Annotated in this window: 15 protein-coding genes; 12 read left to right on the top strand and 3 right to left on the bottom strand. The window is 65.4% G+C overall.

All coding sequences use genetic code 11. From position 1 onward, the window contains the following. Positions 1-9 precede the first annotated feature (9 nt). The 11 genes from urtB to ABCR88_RS03215 all read left to right on the top strand — a co-directional run bounded on the left by urtB (position 10) and on the right by ABCR88_RS03215 (position 9,907). Positions 10-1,512 carry an urea ABC transporter permease subunit UrtB gene (urtB, locus tag ABCR88_RS03265; protein ID WP_011059008.1) on the top strand — a complete coding sequence of 501 codons (1,503 nt, stop codon included), beginning with the start codon at positions 10-12 and terminating at the stop codon, positions 1,510-1,512. Then, a complete protein-coding gene (gene urtC, locus ABCR88_RS03260) occupies positions 1,512-2,591 on the top strand; it encodes an urea ABC transporter permease subunit UrtC (RefSeq protein WP_350404111.1) in 1,080 nt (359 codons plus the stop codon). Before urtB ends, urtC begins: the two co-directional genes overlap by 1 nt. Further along, positions 2,588-3,448 carry an urea ABC transporter ATP-binding protein UrtD gene (urtD, locus tag ABCR88_RS03255; protein WP_232644054.1) on the top strand — a complete coding sequence of 287 codons (861 nt, stop codon included), beginning with the start codon at positions 2,588-2,590 and terminating at the stop codon, positions 3,446-3,448. The genes urtC and urtD overlap by 4 nt, the downstream gene beginning before the upstream one ends. 103 nt (positions 3,449-3,551) lie before the next feature. Beyond that, the gene (gene urtE, locus ABCR88_RS03250; RefSeq protein ID WP_350404110.1) at positions 3,552-4,250 is read left to right on the top strand and encodes an urea ABC transporter ATP-binding subunit UrtE; all 699 of its coding nucleotides are present in this window, start codon (positions 3,552-3,554) and stop codon (positions 4,248-4,250) included. A gap of 30 nt (positions 4,251-4,280) precedes the next feature. Further along, positions 4,281-5,120, top strand: coding sequence for an urease accessory protein UreD (locus ABCR88_RS03245; RefSeq protein WP_350404109.1), 840 nt, complete (start codon positions 4,281-4,283; stop codon positions 5,118-5,120). A gap of 57 nt (positions 5,121-5,177) precedes the next feature. Continuing rightward, the gene (gene ureA / locus ABCR88_RS03240; protein ID WP_011059003.1) at positions 5,178-5,480 is read left to right on the top strand and encodes an urease subunit gamma; all 303 of its coding nucleotides are present in this window, start codon (positions 5,178-5,180) and stop codon (positions 5,478-5,480) included. Positions 5,481-5,489: 9 nt separating this feature from the next. After that, positions 5,490-6,023 (top strand): GNAT family N-acetyltransferase, encoded by a 534-nt coding sequence (locus tag ABCR88_RS03235; RefSeq protein ID WP_011059002.1) that lies wholly within the window; start codon positions 5,490-5,492, stop codon positions 6,021-6,023. A gap of 7 nt (positions 6,024-6,030) precedes the next feature. Then, complete coding sequence (locus ABCR88_RS03230) at positions 6,031-6,564, top strand: GNAT family N-acetyltransferase (protein ID WP_011059001.1); 534 nt, start codon at positions 6,031-6,033, stop codon at positions 6,562-6,564. Next, positions 6,561-6,866 carry an urease subunit beta gene (locus ABCR88_RS03225; RefSeq protein ID WP_011059000.1) on the top strand — a complete coding sequence of 102 codons (306 nt, stop codon included), beginning with the start codon at positions 6,561-6,563 and terminating at the stop codon, positions 6,864-6,866. The genes ABCR88_RS03230 and ABCR88_RS03225 overlap by 4 nt, the downstream gene beginning before the upstream one ends. A 108-nt stretch (positions 6,867-6,974) precedes the next feature. Beyond that, positions 6,975-8,675: an urease subunit alpha gene (gene ureC / locus ABCR88_RS03220; RefSeq protein WP_011058999.1), complete on the top strand. Its 1,701-nt coding sequence runs from the start codon at positions 6,975-6,977 to the stop codon at positions 8,673-8,675. A gap of 98 nt (positions 8,676-8,773) precedes the next feature. Further along, positions 8,774-9,907, top strand: coding sequence for a HAMP domain-containing sensor histidine kinase (locus ABCR88_RS03215; protein ID WP_011058998.1), 1,134 nt, complete (start codon positions 8,774-8,776; stop codon positions 9,905-9,907). Between the two features lie 191 nt (positions 9,908-10,098). On the opposite strand, the gene ABCR88_RS03210 is transcribed toward ABCR88_RS03215, so the two are convergent. Next, the gene (locus ABCR88_RS03210) at positions 10,099-10,401 is read right to left on the bottom strand and encodes a chaperone modulator CbpM (RefSeq protein ID WP_011058997.1); all 303 of its coding nucleotides are present in this window, start codon (positions 10,399-10,401) and stop codon (positions 10,099-10,101) included. A gap of 23 nt (positions 10,402-10,424) precedes the next feature. Further along, positions 10,425-11,366, bottom strand: a complete 942-nt coding sequence (locus tag ABCR88_RS03205) for a DnaJ C-terminal domain-containing protein (RefSeq protein ID WP_011058996.1) — start codon at positions 11,364-11,366, stop codon at positions 10,425-10,427. 297 nt (positions 11,367-11,663) lie between these two features. Here ABCR88_RS03205 and ABCR88_RS03200 point away from each other — a divergent pair, with 297 nt between their 5' ends. Then, positions 11,664-12,929 (top strand): Hsp70 family protein, encoded by a 1,266-nt coding sequence (locus ABCR88_RS03200; protein ID WP_350404107.1) that lies wholly within the window; start codon positions 11,664-11,666, stop codon positions 12,927-12,929. Between the two features lie 66 nt (positions 12,930-12,995). Here ABCR88_RS03200 and ABCR88_RS03195 read toward each other — a convergent pair whose 3' ends face one another. Then, the gene (locus ABCR88_RS03195; protein WP_011058994.1) at positions 12,996-14,006 is read right to left on the bottom strand and encodes a membrane protein; all 1,011 of its coding nucleotides are present in this window, start codon (positions 14,004-14,006) and stop codon (positions 12,996-12,998) included. Positions 14,007-14,019: the final 13 nt, after the last annotated feature.

The raw sequence follows: 14,019 nt of genomic DNA, 5'->3' as shown, positions 1-14,019 counted from the left end.
GACACCGATATGCCCACTGCCCTCTACCGTTTGATCCTCGCCGGCCTGTTGTTACTGCCATGGACGGCCCAGGCCGGGGATGCCGAAGACTTCGTCGCCGGCAACTCCGGCGAGCAGGCCCGGCTTCTGGAAACCTGGGCCGCGCAGCCCGACCCGGCGCGCCTGGAACTGCTCAACGCCCTGCAGCAGGGCCAGTTGAACATCGCCGGCGAAAGCAGAACCCTGCGCCTGAACAACCGCCTGCGGGGCCTGATCGACAGCGCCCTGGCCAGCCACCAGTTGCTCGCCAGCGACGCCAATAGCCGTCTGGCCGCCGCCCGCCAACTGCAGAAAAGCGCCAAGCCGGCGCAACTGAAATTCCTCGATGCCCGACTGGCCGCCGAGCAAGCCCCGGACGTGCACGATGCCCTGAGCCTGGCCCTGGCCAACCTGCAACTGGTGGACAGCGACCCGGCGGTGCGCCTGGCCGCCGTGCGCCTGCTGGGGGAAACCGGCGACCCGCTGGCCCGCACCCGTCTCGAAGGCCTGCTCGAACCCGGGGTCGAAGCCGATGCCGCGGTGCGCACCGCGGCCGAAACTAGCCTGGCCCAGGTCAAGCGCAAGCTGCTGGTGGGCGAAGTGCTGGGCCAGGCCTTCAGCGGCCTGTCCCTGGGCTCGATCCTGCTGCTGGCGGCCCTGGGCCTGGCCATCACCTTCGGCCTGCTGGGGGTGATCAACATGGCCCACGGCGAGATGCTGATGCTCGGCGCCTACGCCACCTATGTGGTGCAGTTGCTGTTCCAGCGCTACGCCCCGCAAGCCATCGAGTACTACCCACTGCTGGCGCTGCCGGTGGCGTTTTTCGTCACCGCCGGGATCGGCATGGCCCTGGAGCGCACGGTGATCCGCCACCTCTACGGCCGGCCCCTGGAAACACTGCTGGCCACCTGGGGCATCAGCCTGATGCTGATCCAGCTGGTGCGCCTGCTGTTCGGCGCGCAGAACGTCGAAGTGGCGAACCCGGCCTGGCTGTCCGGCGGCATCCAGGTGCTGCCCAACCTGGTACTGCCCTACAACCGCATCGTGATCATCGCCTTCGCGCTGTTTGTCGTGGTGCTCACCTGGCTGCTGCTGAACAAGACCCGCCTGGGCCTGAACGTGCGCGCGGTGACCCAGAACCGCAACATGGCCGCCTGCTGCGGCGTGCCCACCGGGCGCGTGGACATGCTCGCCTTCGGCCTCGGCTCAGGCATTGCGGGCCTGGGCGGCGTGGCCCTGAGCCAGATCGGCAACGTCGGCCCGGACCTGGGCCAGAGCTACATCATCGACTCGTTCCTGGTGGTGGTACTCGGCGGGGTCGGGCAACTGGCCGGCAGCGTGCTGGCGGCCTTCGGCCTGGGGGTGGCGAACAAGATCCTCGAACCGCAGATTGGCGCCGTGCTCGGCAAGATCCTGATCCTTGCGCTGATCATTCTGTTTATCCAGAAACGCCCGCAGGGACTCTTCGCACTGAAAGGACGGGTGATCGACTGATGAATCAACCACTGCTCATTACCGCCACCCAGAAAGCCGGGCCCAGGGTCACGATCACCGTCGGGGCGTTGCTGCTCCTGGTGCTGCTGGCCCTGCCGCTGCTGTCGCTGCTACCGGCGGACAACCCGCTGCACGTCTCGGCCTACACCCTGACCCTGGTGGGCAAGATCCTCTGCTACGCCATCGTCGCCCTGGCCCTGGACCTGGTCTGGGGCTACGCCGGGCTGCTGTCCCTGGGCCACGGCCTGTTCTTCGCCCTGGGCGGCTACGCCATGGGCATGTACCTGATGCGCCAGGCCGCCGGGGATGGCCTGCCGGCCTTCATGACCTTCCTTTCCTGGAGCGAACTGCCCTGGTACTGGGCCGGCACCGAGCATTTCCTCTGGGCCTTGTGCCTGGTGGTGCTGGCCCCGGGTCTGCTGGCCCTGGTGTTCGGCTTCTTCGCCTTCCGCTCGCGGATCAAGGGCGTGTACTTCTCGATCATGACCCAGGCCCTGACCTTCGCCGGGATGCTGCTGTTCTTTCGCAACGAGACCGGCTTTGGCGGCAACAACGGCTTTACCAACTTCCGCAGCATCCTGGGCTTCGGCATCACCGAACCGGGCACTCGGGCGGTGCTGTTCCTGGCCACGGTGGCGCTGCTGGTGGGCAGCCTGTACCTGGGCTGGCGCCTGGCCCGGAGCAAGTTCGGCCGGGTGCTGACGGCCCTGCGCGATGCCGAGAACCGCCTGATGTTCTGCGGCTACGACCCGCGCGGCTTCAAGCTTTTCGTCTGGGTCCTGAGCGCCGTGCTGTGCGGCCTGGCCGGGGCCCTGTACGTGCCCCAGGTGGGCATCATCAACCCCAGCGAAATGTCCCCCACCAACTCCATCGAGGCCGCCGTGTGGGTCGCCCTGGGCGGGCGCGGCACGCTGATCGGCCCGCTGCTGGGGGCCGGGGTGGTCAACGGCATGAAGAGCTGGTTCACCGTGGCCTTTCCCGAATACTGGCTGTTCTTCCTCGGTGCGCTGTTCATCGTCGTGACCCTGTACCTGCCCAAGGGCGTGATCGGCCTGCTGAACAAACGAGGTGAACAATGAGAGTCACAGCAACGGCGGACTTCATGCTCGAACCCATTCTCGACACCAACAAGGACGCCGGCACCAGCCGCGACGCCATCGGCCTTGGCCACGCCGCCGGCAAGGGCCTCAACACCCGCCACGGCACCATCCTGACCCTGGAGGACATCAGCGTCAGCTTCGATGGTTTCAAGGCCCTCAACGACCTCAACCTGTACATCGGCGTCGGCGAGCTGCGCTGCATCATCGGCCCCAACGGCGCCGGCAAGACCACCTTGATGGACGTGATCACCGGCAAGACCCGCCCCTCCCGGGGCAAGGCCTGGTTCGGCGAAACCCTGGACCTGACCCTGATGAGCGAAGTGCAGATCGCCCAGGCCGGGATCGGCCGCAAGTTCCAGAAGCCCACGGTGTTCGAGGCCCTGAGCGTGTTCGAGAACCTGGAGCTGGCGCAGAAGACCGACAAGTCGGTATGGGCCAGCCTCGGGGCACGCTTGAGCACAGAACAGCAGGACCGCATCGCCCAGGTGCTGGAGACCATTCGCCTGACGGCTTCGGCCCGGCGCCAGGCCGGCCTGCTGTCCCACGGCCAGAAGCAGTTTCTGGAGATCGGCATGCTGCTGATGCAGGACCCGCAACTGCTGTTGCTGGACGAACCGGTGGCGGGCATGACCGACGCCGAGACCGAGTTCACCGCCGAGCTGTTCAAGACCCTGGCGGGCAAGCACTCGCTGATGGTGGTGGAGCACGACATGGGCTTTGTCGGCTCGATTGCCGACCACGTCACCGTGCTGCACCAGGGCAGTGTGCTGGCCGAAGGCTCCCTGGAACAGGTGCAGGAAAACGAACGGGTGATTGAGGTTTACCTCGGCCGTTAGCGCAACCGCCGTTCGCCGGCAAGCCGGCTCCTACCCCTCCCGCAGGAGCTGGCTTGTCAGCGAGGACCGCACCGCAATTCCCACAAAATTCGAGTACCCGACCATGCTCCAAGTCGACCAGTTGCACCAGTACTACGGCGGTAGCCACATCCTGCGCGGCCTGAGCTTCGAGGCCCGGATCGGCGAAGTCACCTGCCTGCTGGGGCGTAACGGCGTGGGCAAGACCACCCTGCTCAAGTGCCTGATGGGCCTGCTGCCGGCCAAGGAGGGCGCGGTCAACTGGGAGGGCCGGAGCATCACCGGCTACAAGCCCCATCAGCGCGTCCACGCCGGGATCGCCTACGTGCCCCAGGGCCGGGAAATCTTCGGCCGCCTGACCGTGGAGGAAAACCTGCTGATGGGCCTGTCCCGCTTCCCCGGCTCCCAGGCCAAGGAAGTGCCGGCCTTCATCTACGAACTGTTCCCGGTGCTGTTGCAGATGAAGCAGCGCCGGGGTGGCGACCTCTCCGGCGGTCAGCAGCAACAACTGGCCATCGGCCGGGCCCTGGCCAGCCGCCCGCGCCTGCTGATCCTCGATGAGCCCACCGAAGGCATCCAGCCCTCGGTGATCAAGGAGATCGGCGCGGTGATCAGCAAGCTCGCGGCCCGGGGCGACATGGCGATCCTGCTGGTGGAGCAGTTCTACGACTTTGCCGCCGAACTGGCCGACCAGTACCTGGTGATGTCCAGGGGGGAAATCATCCAGCAGGGCCGCGGCGAAAATATGCAGGCCGAGGGTGTACGCGGCCTGGTTACGATCTAATCTGTAGCCTCCTAACGATAACGACCCAGCATGAACCTACCTGCCGCCACCGCCCTGTTCACTCCCAGCTGGCACGCCGAACTGGAGCTGGCCTATGCCCGTTGCGGTGCCACCACGCGCCCGGTGCTGCGCCGCCACCTGGGCCCGCTGCGGGTGCAGAAGCACCTATATGCCGAAGGCCCCGAGGTTTGCCAGCACATCATCGTCCACCCGCCCGGCGGCATTGCCGGCAGTGACCGGCTGGCCATCAGCGCCCGGGTCGACAGCGGGGCCTGGGCCCAGTTGACCAGCCCCGGGGCGGCCAAGTGGTATCGCGCCACCGGCCCGGCCAGCCAGACCCTGAACCTGCAGGTAGCGCCGGGCGCGACCCTGGAGTGGCTGCCCCAGGAAACCATCGTCTTCAGCGCTGCCCAGGCCGAGCTCACGACCCGCATCGAATTGCAGGGCGATGCCCGGCTGTTCTACTGGGACATCATTGCCCTGGGGCGCCCGGCCAGTGGCGAGCGGTTCGAGCAGGGCCATTTCCAGGCCCACCTGGACCTGTACCGCGACGGCCGGCCGCTGTGGCATGAACGCCAGCGCATCGGCGGTGGCGACGGCCTGCTGGACTCACCCATTGGCCTGGATGGCCAACCGGTGTTCGCCACCTTGCTGGTGACCGGTGAAATCGACGGCGAACTGCTGGAACGCTGCCGCGCCCTGGCACACCCGGTACGCGGCGACCTGAGCCAACTGCCGGGCCTGCTGGTGGCCCGCTGCCTGGCCAGCGAAGCTCTGCAGGCCCGGGCCTGGCTGATCGAGCTGTGGCGCCTGCTGCGCCCGGCACTGCTGGGCCGCGAAGCCAGGCCACCCAGAATCTGGAACACCTGACCCCCATGCCCTTTTCCACTGCACCTTTTTCTACTGCCTGACAACGGATTGACCACGATGGATCTGACCCCACGCGAAAAAGACAAGCTGCTGATCTTCACCGCCGGCCTGGTGGCCGAGCGGCGACTGGCCCGCGGCCTCAAGCTCAACTACCCGGAAACCATGGCCTATATCTCCGCGGCGCTGCTCGAAGGCGCCCGGGACGGGCAAACCGTGGCCGAACTGATGCACTACGGCACCACCCTGCTCAGCCGCGAGCAGGTGATGGAAGGCATCCCGGAGATGATCCCGGACATCCAGGTGGAGGCCACCTTTCCCGACGGCACCAAGCTGGTCACCGTTCACCAACCCATTGCCTGAGGCCGTGCCATGACCTATCGCATCCGCGATGCCCTGCATGCCGACCTGCCGGCGATCCGCGACATCTACAACGACGCTGTGCTCAACACCACGGCGATCTGGAACGAGCAACCGGTAGACCTGGGCAACCGCCAGGCCTGGTTCAGCGCACGCCAGGCCCAGGGCTATCCGATCCTGGTGATCATCAACGCCGAGGAGCAGGTGCTCGGCTACGCTTCCTTCGGCGACTGGCGGCCTTTCGACGGCTTCCGCCACACCGTGGAACATTCGGTCTATGTGCGCAGCGACCAGCGCGGCAACGGCCTGGGCCCGCAGTTGATGGCGGTGCTGCTGGAGCGCGCCCGGGGCTGTGGCAAGCACGTGATGGTGGCCGCCATCGAGAGCGGCAACAGCGCCTCGGTCCGTCTGCATGAGCGCCTGGGCTTCATCAGCACCGGGCAGATGCCTCAGGTGGGCACCAAGTTCGGGCGCTGGCTGGACCTGACCTTCATGCAGCTGATTCTCAACCCCGGGGCGCAACCGCCCGCCCCGCACAAGGAGTGAAATCTCGATGAACGCCGCCCAACTGCGCCTGGTCCATGGAGAAAGCTTTGCCCATTACCGTCAGGGACTGATCGAGTTGCTGCTGGACTCGGTGCAGCATGGTGCGTCCATCGGCTTCATGGCCGATCTCGACGACAGCCAGGCCCGCAGCTACCTCAGCAGCGTGCAGGCCGGGGTCGAGGACGGCAGCCTGCTGTTGTGGGTGGTGGTACGCGACGAGAAAGTCCTGGCCAGCGTGCAACTGGCCCTGTGCATGAAAGCCAACGGGCGCAACCGCGCCGAGGTGCAGAAGCTCCAGGTCCTGCACAGCGCCCGCCGCCGCGGCCTGGGCCAGCAGTTGATGAATGCCCTGGAACAGGCCGCCCGCCAGCACAAGCGCGGGCTGCTGTACCTGGACACCGAGGCCGGCTCCGCGGCGGAAGAGTTCTACCGCGCCCTGGGCTATACCCGGGTCGGCGAACTGCCCAACTACTGCCAGAGCCCGGACGGCACCTATACCGCCACCGCCATCTACTTCAAGACCCTGGGACAACCCCTATGATTCCTGGCCAATACCAGATCCAGCCCGGCGAGATCGAACTCAACGCCGGGCGCCGCACCCTGCGCCTGAACGTATCCAACAGCGGCGACCGGCCAATCCAGGTCGGCTCCCACTACCACTTCTTCGAAACCAACGACGCCTTGACCTTCGACCGAGCCGCCAGCCGCGGCATGCGCCTGAACATCGCCGCCGGCACCGCGGTGCGCTTCGAACCGGGCCAGACCCGGGAAGTGGAACTGGTGGAACTGGCCGGCAAGCGCCGGGTATTCGGCTTCGCCGGGCGGATCATGGGCGACCTCTGATCCCTCGACCCTACGCACGTAGGAGCCAGCTTGCCGGCGAATGCGGTCTTTCGGGCCCCTTCGCCGGCAAGCCGGCTCCTGCAAGACCTGTTTTTGTAAGGAGCTGCGATGAAGATTTCCCGTGAAGCCTACGCCGACATGTTCGGCCCCACCGTGGGCGACAAGGTGCGGCTGGCCGACACCGAGCTGTGGATCGAAGTGGAGAAGGATTTCACCACCTACGGTGAAGAAGTGAAGTTCGGCGGCGGCAAGGTGATCCGTGACGGTATGGGCCAGAGCCAGTTGCTGGCCGCCGAGGTGGTGGACACCCTGATCACCAACGCCCTGATCATCGACCACTGGGGCATCGTCAAGGCCGACGTCGGCCTCAAGGACGGGCGCATCGCCGCCATCGGCAAGGCCGGCAATCCGGATATCCAGCCCGACGTGAACATCGCCATCGGCGCCAGCACCGAGGTCATCGCCGGTGAGGGCATGATCCTCACCGCCGGCGGCATCGACACCCATATCCACTTCATCTGCCCGCAGCAGATCGAAGAGGCGCTGATGAGCGGCGTCACCACCATGATCGGTGGCGGCACGGGACCTGCCACCGGGACCAACGCCACCACCTGCACCTCCGGGCCCTGGCACATGGCGCGCATGCTCCAGGCGGCGGACGCCTTCGCCATGAACATCGGCTTTACCGGCAAGGGCAACGCCAGCCTGCCCGAGCCGCTGATCGAACAGGTCAAGGCCGGGGCCATCGGCCTCAAGCTGCACGAGGACTGGGGCAGCACCCCGGCCAGCATCGACAACTGCCTGAGCGTGGCCGATGAGTACGACGTGCAGGTGGCGATCCACACCGACACCCTCAATGAATCGGGCTTCGTCGAAACCACCCTGGGCGCCTTCAAGGGCCGCACCATCCATACCTACCACACCGAAGGCGCCGGCGGCGGCCATGCCCCGGACATCATCAAGGCCTGCGGCCTGGCCAACGTGCTGCCCAGCTCCACCAACCCGACCCGGCCCTTCACCCGCAACACCATCGACGAACACCTGGACATGCTGATGGTCTGCCATCACCTGGACCCGAGCATCGCCGAGGACGTGGCCTTCGCCGAAAGCCGCATCCGCCGGGAGACCATTGCCGCCGAGGACATCCTCCACGACCTCGGGGCCTTCTCCATGATCAGCTCCGACAGCCAGGCCATGGGCCGGGTCGGCGAAGTGGTGACCCGCACCTGGCAGACCGCCGACAAGATGCACAAGCAGCGCGGCCCGCTGCCGGGGGATGGCCCGGGCAACAGCAACTTCCGGGTCAAGCGCTACATTGCCAAGTACACCATCAACCCGGCGATCACCCACGGCATCAGCCATGAGGTGGGCTCCGTCGAAGTGGGCAAGTGGGCCGACCTGGTGCTCTGGCGCCCGGCGTTCTTCGGGGTCAAGCCGACCCTGATCCTCAAGGGCGGGGCCATTGCCGCCAGCCTGATGGGCGACGCCAACGCCTCGATCCCGACCCCGCAGCCGGTGCACTACCGGCCGATGTTCGCCAGCTTCGGCGGCAGCCGTCACGCCACCAGCCTGACCTTCATCAGCCAGGCGGCACTGGAGGCCGGGGTGCCGGAGCAGTTGGGGCTGAAAAAACGCATCGCCGTGGTCAAGGGCTGTCGCAACGTGCAGAAAACCGACCTGATCCACAACGACTACCTGCCGGATATCGAAGTCGACCCGCAGACCTATCAGGTCAAGGCTGATGGCGTGCTGCTGTGGTGCGAACCGGCGGACGTACTGCCCATGGCCCAGCGCTACTTCCTGTTCTAGGGCTGGCCCACCACTGGGCAGAGTGGCTGCTGAAATGTTCGATTAGGCGCTAAGATGCGTCTCGGTTTTCCACTCACTGCCCAGTAAGGTGCCCGGCTATGCGCCTGTCCGATTTTATCGTGCAGCACGTTGATCGAATCGTTGATGAATGGGAACAATTTGCCAGGAGCCTCGCTCAGGACTCCCTGACCCGCACGGACCTGCGTGACCACGCGCGCTCCATCCTGCTGGCCGCCGCCCGGGATATGTGCACCGCCCAGAGCCCCGGGGAACAACGGGCCAAGGCCAAGGGCGAAGGCCCGGAAAAAACCCCCAGCCTGGATGCCGCGGCCGCCAGCCATGGCGAGCTGCGCCATCACGTGGGGTTCGACCTGGTGCAGATGACCTCGGAATTCCGCCACCTGCGAGCCTGCGTGATCCGCCTGTGGGTGGCCAGCCTGCAGACACCGGACCTGGCCTACCTGCAGGACATGATCCGTTTCAACGAAGCCATTGATGAAGCCCTGGCCGAGTCCACCGCAGCCTATGCCGAACAGGTCAGCCGCTCGCGGGATATCTTCCTGGCAATTCTTGGCCACGACCTGCGGGCGCCGTTGCAGGCAGTGAGCATGTCCACTGAAATGCTGGCACGCAAAGTCGCCCTGGACGGCGACGCCCAGGCCTTCGTTTCACGTATCAAGAGCGGCACCCGGCACATGGGCGCCATGGTCAGCGACCTGCTGGAGTTCGTGCGCAGCCGCCTGGGCAGCAGCCTGCCCATCGAACCTGCGCCCATGGACCTGGCCAGCGCGGCCAAGGCGGCCATGGACGAAGCCTGCGCCGGGCAGCCCGATTGCACCCCGCTGATGAGCTTCGAGGGCGACAGCCATGGCATCTGGGACCGCGGGCGCATCGAGCAGATGCTGCAGAACCTGATCGGCAACGCCCTGCAGCACGGCAACAACCGCCGCACCGTGACCGTGACCATCACCGGAGGCGCGGAACAGGTGCTGTTGACCGTGCACAACTACGGCACGCCGATCCCCCCGGAGGCCCTGGGCACCCTGTTCGACCCGTTGGTGCGCAGCGTCGACGAAGAACTGGGCAACCCCAGCACCAGCCTTGGCCTGGGGCTGTTCATCGTCAAGGAAGTGGTGGTTGCCCACCAGGGCAGCATCGAAGTCAGCTCCAACGCCAGCGATGGCACCACCTTCACCGTGGTCCTGCCGCGCGTCTCCCGCGCCAGTGCCTGAGGCACTTTGTAACCGCTAGTGCGTTTGTATCGTTTTGTAGCCGCTGCTGAGCGCCAGCGAAGCTGCGAACGAGGACGCAGTCCTCGCAACCCGCGTTTTCCTGACACACCGCAGTCGCCTGGTTATACGGGCGCTGCGCGCCCGGTCGCAGCCTCGCTAGCGCTCGGCAGCGGCTACAGGCCTACACACCCTCAGTCCACCAGCAGGCGGCCCAGGCGCTGTTTGAGCATCTGGTTCTCGGCGCGCAGTTGCCGCACTTCGTCCAGCAGGTCCAGGGCCAGGGCCACGCCTTCCCATTCCAGGTCCAGGTCGCGGCGCAACTTCGCCGCGCGCTTGGCCAGGGACAGCTCATAGTCGTTGAAGCGCCAGTCCTTGGGCGCCCGGCCCTGAGGTTCGAGGATGCCGTGCTCGACGATTTCGATCACGTAGGCCGCCGACAGGTCGGCCACTTCACAGAACTCTTCCATGTCCAGCTGAACGATCAGGGTGCTCATGATCAGCGCCTCCTAGTGTCGAATCAGAAATTTTCCCGGGGGTCGAACGCTGCCTTCTTCGCCAGCTCCTGCCACAAGGCCTTGACGTCGTCGCCCGCCTGCTTGGGCATGACCGCCTTGAGTTGCACGAACAGGTAGCCGCGCTGGCCGGCCTTGTTCAGCAGGCCATGGCCCTTGGCGCGCATGCGCTGGCCATTCTGGCTGCCGGCCGGAACCTTGAGGTTGATCTTGCCGGTCAGGGTCGGTACCGCGACCTCGGTCCCCAGCGCCAGCTCCCAGGGGGCCAGTGGCAGGGTGATGATCAGGTTCTCGCCTTCGACATCGAACTTGGGATGCGGCGCGAAGCGAATGGTCAGGTACAGGTCGCCATTCGCGCCGCCGCCCACGCCGGGCGCGCCCTGGCCCTTGAGGCGGATGCGCTCGCCGTCGGTGACACCTGCCGGAATCTTCACGTTCAGGCTCTTGCTGGTGTTGCTGACGTGTTGTCCATTGGCGTTGTACTGCGGCACCTGGAAGCTGATCTTCTTCGACTCGGTGGACAGGGTTTCTTCAAGAAAGATCGGCAGTTCCATTTCCACATCCTGTCCACGACGACCGCTGCTGCGGCGCTGCTCCGGGCCGCCGAATCCTGGCCCCCGGTTACCAAAGATCGAACTGAAGAAGTCCGAGAAATCGCCACCGTCCTCGCCGCCGCCAAAACCGCCACGGCTCTGCCAGCCCGGCGGGCCCTGGAAGGGCTGGCCATGCTGGCCGTACTTGCGCAGGTCATCGTACTCGGCGCGCTTGTCGGCGCTTTTCAGCGCTTCATAGGCTTCCGAGGCGTCCTTGAACTTGGCCTCGGCATCCTTTTCCTTACTGACGTCGGGGTGGTACTTGCGCGCCAGCTTGCGATAGGCGGCCTTGATCGCCTTGTCGTCCGCTGTCGGCTCCACGCCGAGAATCTTGTAATAGTCTTTGAAGTCCATCGAGGGAATCACCATCCGTTATCAAAGTCGCGCGGCGTGCAGCACAGCATGCTCGGTCTGGCAGCATGAGAATTGATCAATCTCAATTCTCTGACTGAACGGCGCATCAGAAGTTTATCGGCAGCCTCGGGCGGATCTTGTGATCCCGGGTGGCTGCGCGGCCCATGCCTGCAAGTTTGGGGGTAAAGGATAGTCTTTCAAGGCACGACAGGGGGTGATTTAGCAGATAGTCGGCCTTTGCAAGGCGCGAGGACTGGCGTACGCTGCGCGGCCGTTTTTTTCACCGGATCCAAAGACATGAACAACGCCACCCCGGCCCGTGCCTGCGGCATTGACTTCGGTACCTCCAACTCCACCGTCGGCTGGCTGCGCCCCGGCGAGGAGACGCTGATCACCCTGGAGGACGACAAGATCACCCTGCCTTCGGTGGTATTCTTCAATATCGAGGAACGCCGTCCGGTGTACGGCCGCCTGGCGTTGCACGAATACCTGGAAGGCTACGAAGGCCGGCTGATGCGCTCGCTGAAAAGCCTGCTGGGTTCCAAGCTGATCAAGCACGACACCAGCGTGCTGGGTACTGCCATGCCGTTCAAGGACCTCTTGGGGCTGTTCATCGGCCAGTTGAAGAGCCGCGCCGAAGCCGCCGCCGGTCGGGAATTCGAACAGGTGGTGCTGGGGCGCCCGGTGTTCTTCGTCGATGACGACGCCGCCGCCGACCAGGAAGCCGAAGATACCCTGGTGGAAGTGGCCCGCAAGATCGGCTTCAAGCACGTGTCCTTCCAGTACGAACCCATCGCCGCGGCCTTCGACTACGAATCCACCATCGAGCGCGAAGAGCTGGTGCTGATCGTCGACATCGGCGGTGGTACCTCGGACTTCTCCCTGGTGCGCCTGTCCCCCGAGCGCCGTGGCGTCGATAACCGCCACGACGACATCCTCGCCACCGGCGGCGTGCACGTGGGCGGTACCGACTTCGACAAGCAACTGAGCCTCCAGGGCGTGATGCCGCTGTTCGGCTACGGCAGCCGGATGAAGAGCGGCGCCTACATGCCCACCAGCCACCACATGAACCTGGCGACCTGGCACACCATCAACTCGGTGTACTCGCAGAAATCCCAGCTGGCCCTGGGCAGCATGCGCTATGACATCGAGGACACCGGCGGCATCGACCGCCTGTTCAAGCTGATCGAACAGCGCGCCGGGCACTGGCTGGCCATGATCGTTGAAGAGACCAAGATCCAGCTGACCCACGCAGAGAACCGCCTGGTGGCCCTGGACCGAATCGAGCGCGACCTCAGCGTGGACCTGACCCGGGCCCTGTTCGAATCCTCCATCGACGGTTTGCTGGAGCGCATCCGCACCAGCGTCACCCAGTTGCTGAGCGACGCCAATGTCGGTGTGGGCCAGGTCGATACGGTGTTCTTCACCGGTGGTTCCAGCGGCATTCCGGCGCTGCGCCAGAGCGTGGCGGCGATGCTGCCCAATGCCCGGCATGTGGAAGGCAATATCTTCGGTAGCATCGGCAGCGGCCTGGCCATCGAGGCCAAGAAGCGTTACGGCTGAAACAGCTTCGCCGGCCCGCCGGCTCCTACAAGGTTCTGTAGGAGCCGGCGGGCCGGCGAACAAGATTCACACCAATCCCGCCAGCTTCAACTCGCTCTTCAGGTACGCGTAATAGATCGGCCCCGCCACCACCCCGGGCAGGCCGAAGGCGGCCTCGAACACCAGCATCGCCAGCAGCAGCTCCCAGGACTTGGCACTGATCTGCCCGCCAACGATCCGCGCGTTGAGGAAGTATTCCAGCTTGTGGATAAAGATCAGGTAGCCCAGCGCCGCCACCGCCACCCAGATCGACAGCGACAGGCCGACGATGGTGATCAGTGTGTTGGAAATCAGGTTGCCGATCACCGGCAGCAGGCCCAGCAGGAAGGTCAGCACGATCAGGGTCTTGGTCAGCGGCAGCTTGACCCCGAACAGCGGCAGGATCAGCGCCAGGAAGATCCCGGTGAAGAAGGTGTTGAGCAGGGAGATCTTGATCTGGGCGAAGACGATGTTGCGAAACGCCTGGACCAGCAGGTGCAGACGGTCGAACAGCGCCGCCGCCAGAGGCTTGCGCTTGGTCAGGTCGGGGACCCGCTGCAGGGCAATGATCGCCCCCAGGACCATGCCGATCAGCAGGGTCACGAACATGTGCGCCGCGTCCTTGCCTACCAGTTGCAACTCGCTCAGGTGCTTGCTGGCCCAGGCGCCGATGGCGGCCTGGAACTCGGCGGCGCTGGCCGGCAGGTAGGAATCGAGGAACGGCGGCAACTGGCCCCGGGCCTTGTCCACCACCACCATGAACTTGCCCAGCGAGGCACCCGGGTTCTCCGCTTCATGCAACAGGAAGCTGATGGCTCCAGCGAACAGCAGGGTCAGCAGGCTGACCACCAGGGTGCCCAGCAAGGCCACCGCCAGCCAGCGCGCACGCCGCCCTTCGATCAGCCGCTGCAGTTGCGGGGTGAGCATGTTGACCAGCTCGAACACCAGCAACCCGGCCAGCAGGCTGGGCAGCAGACGCAGGGGCAAGGCCAGCAACAGGCCACCGAAAATGATGATCCAACTGATGAACAACAGATGACGCTGTGAAAACGCTGGCATATAGCCTCAAGAC

The sequence above is a fragment of the Pseudomonas sp. W17 genome (genome assembly GCF_040268305.1).
Classification (GTDB): Bacteria; Pseudomonadota; Gammaproteobacteria; order Pseudomonadales; family Pseudomonadaceae; genus Aquipseudomonas; species Aquipseudomonas protegens.
The sequence above is the reverse complement of the archived record's forward strand: the minus strand, read 5'-3'. Positions and strand labels throughout refer to the sequence as shown.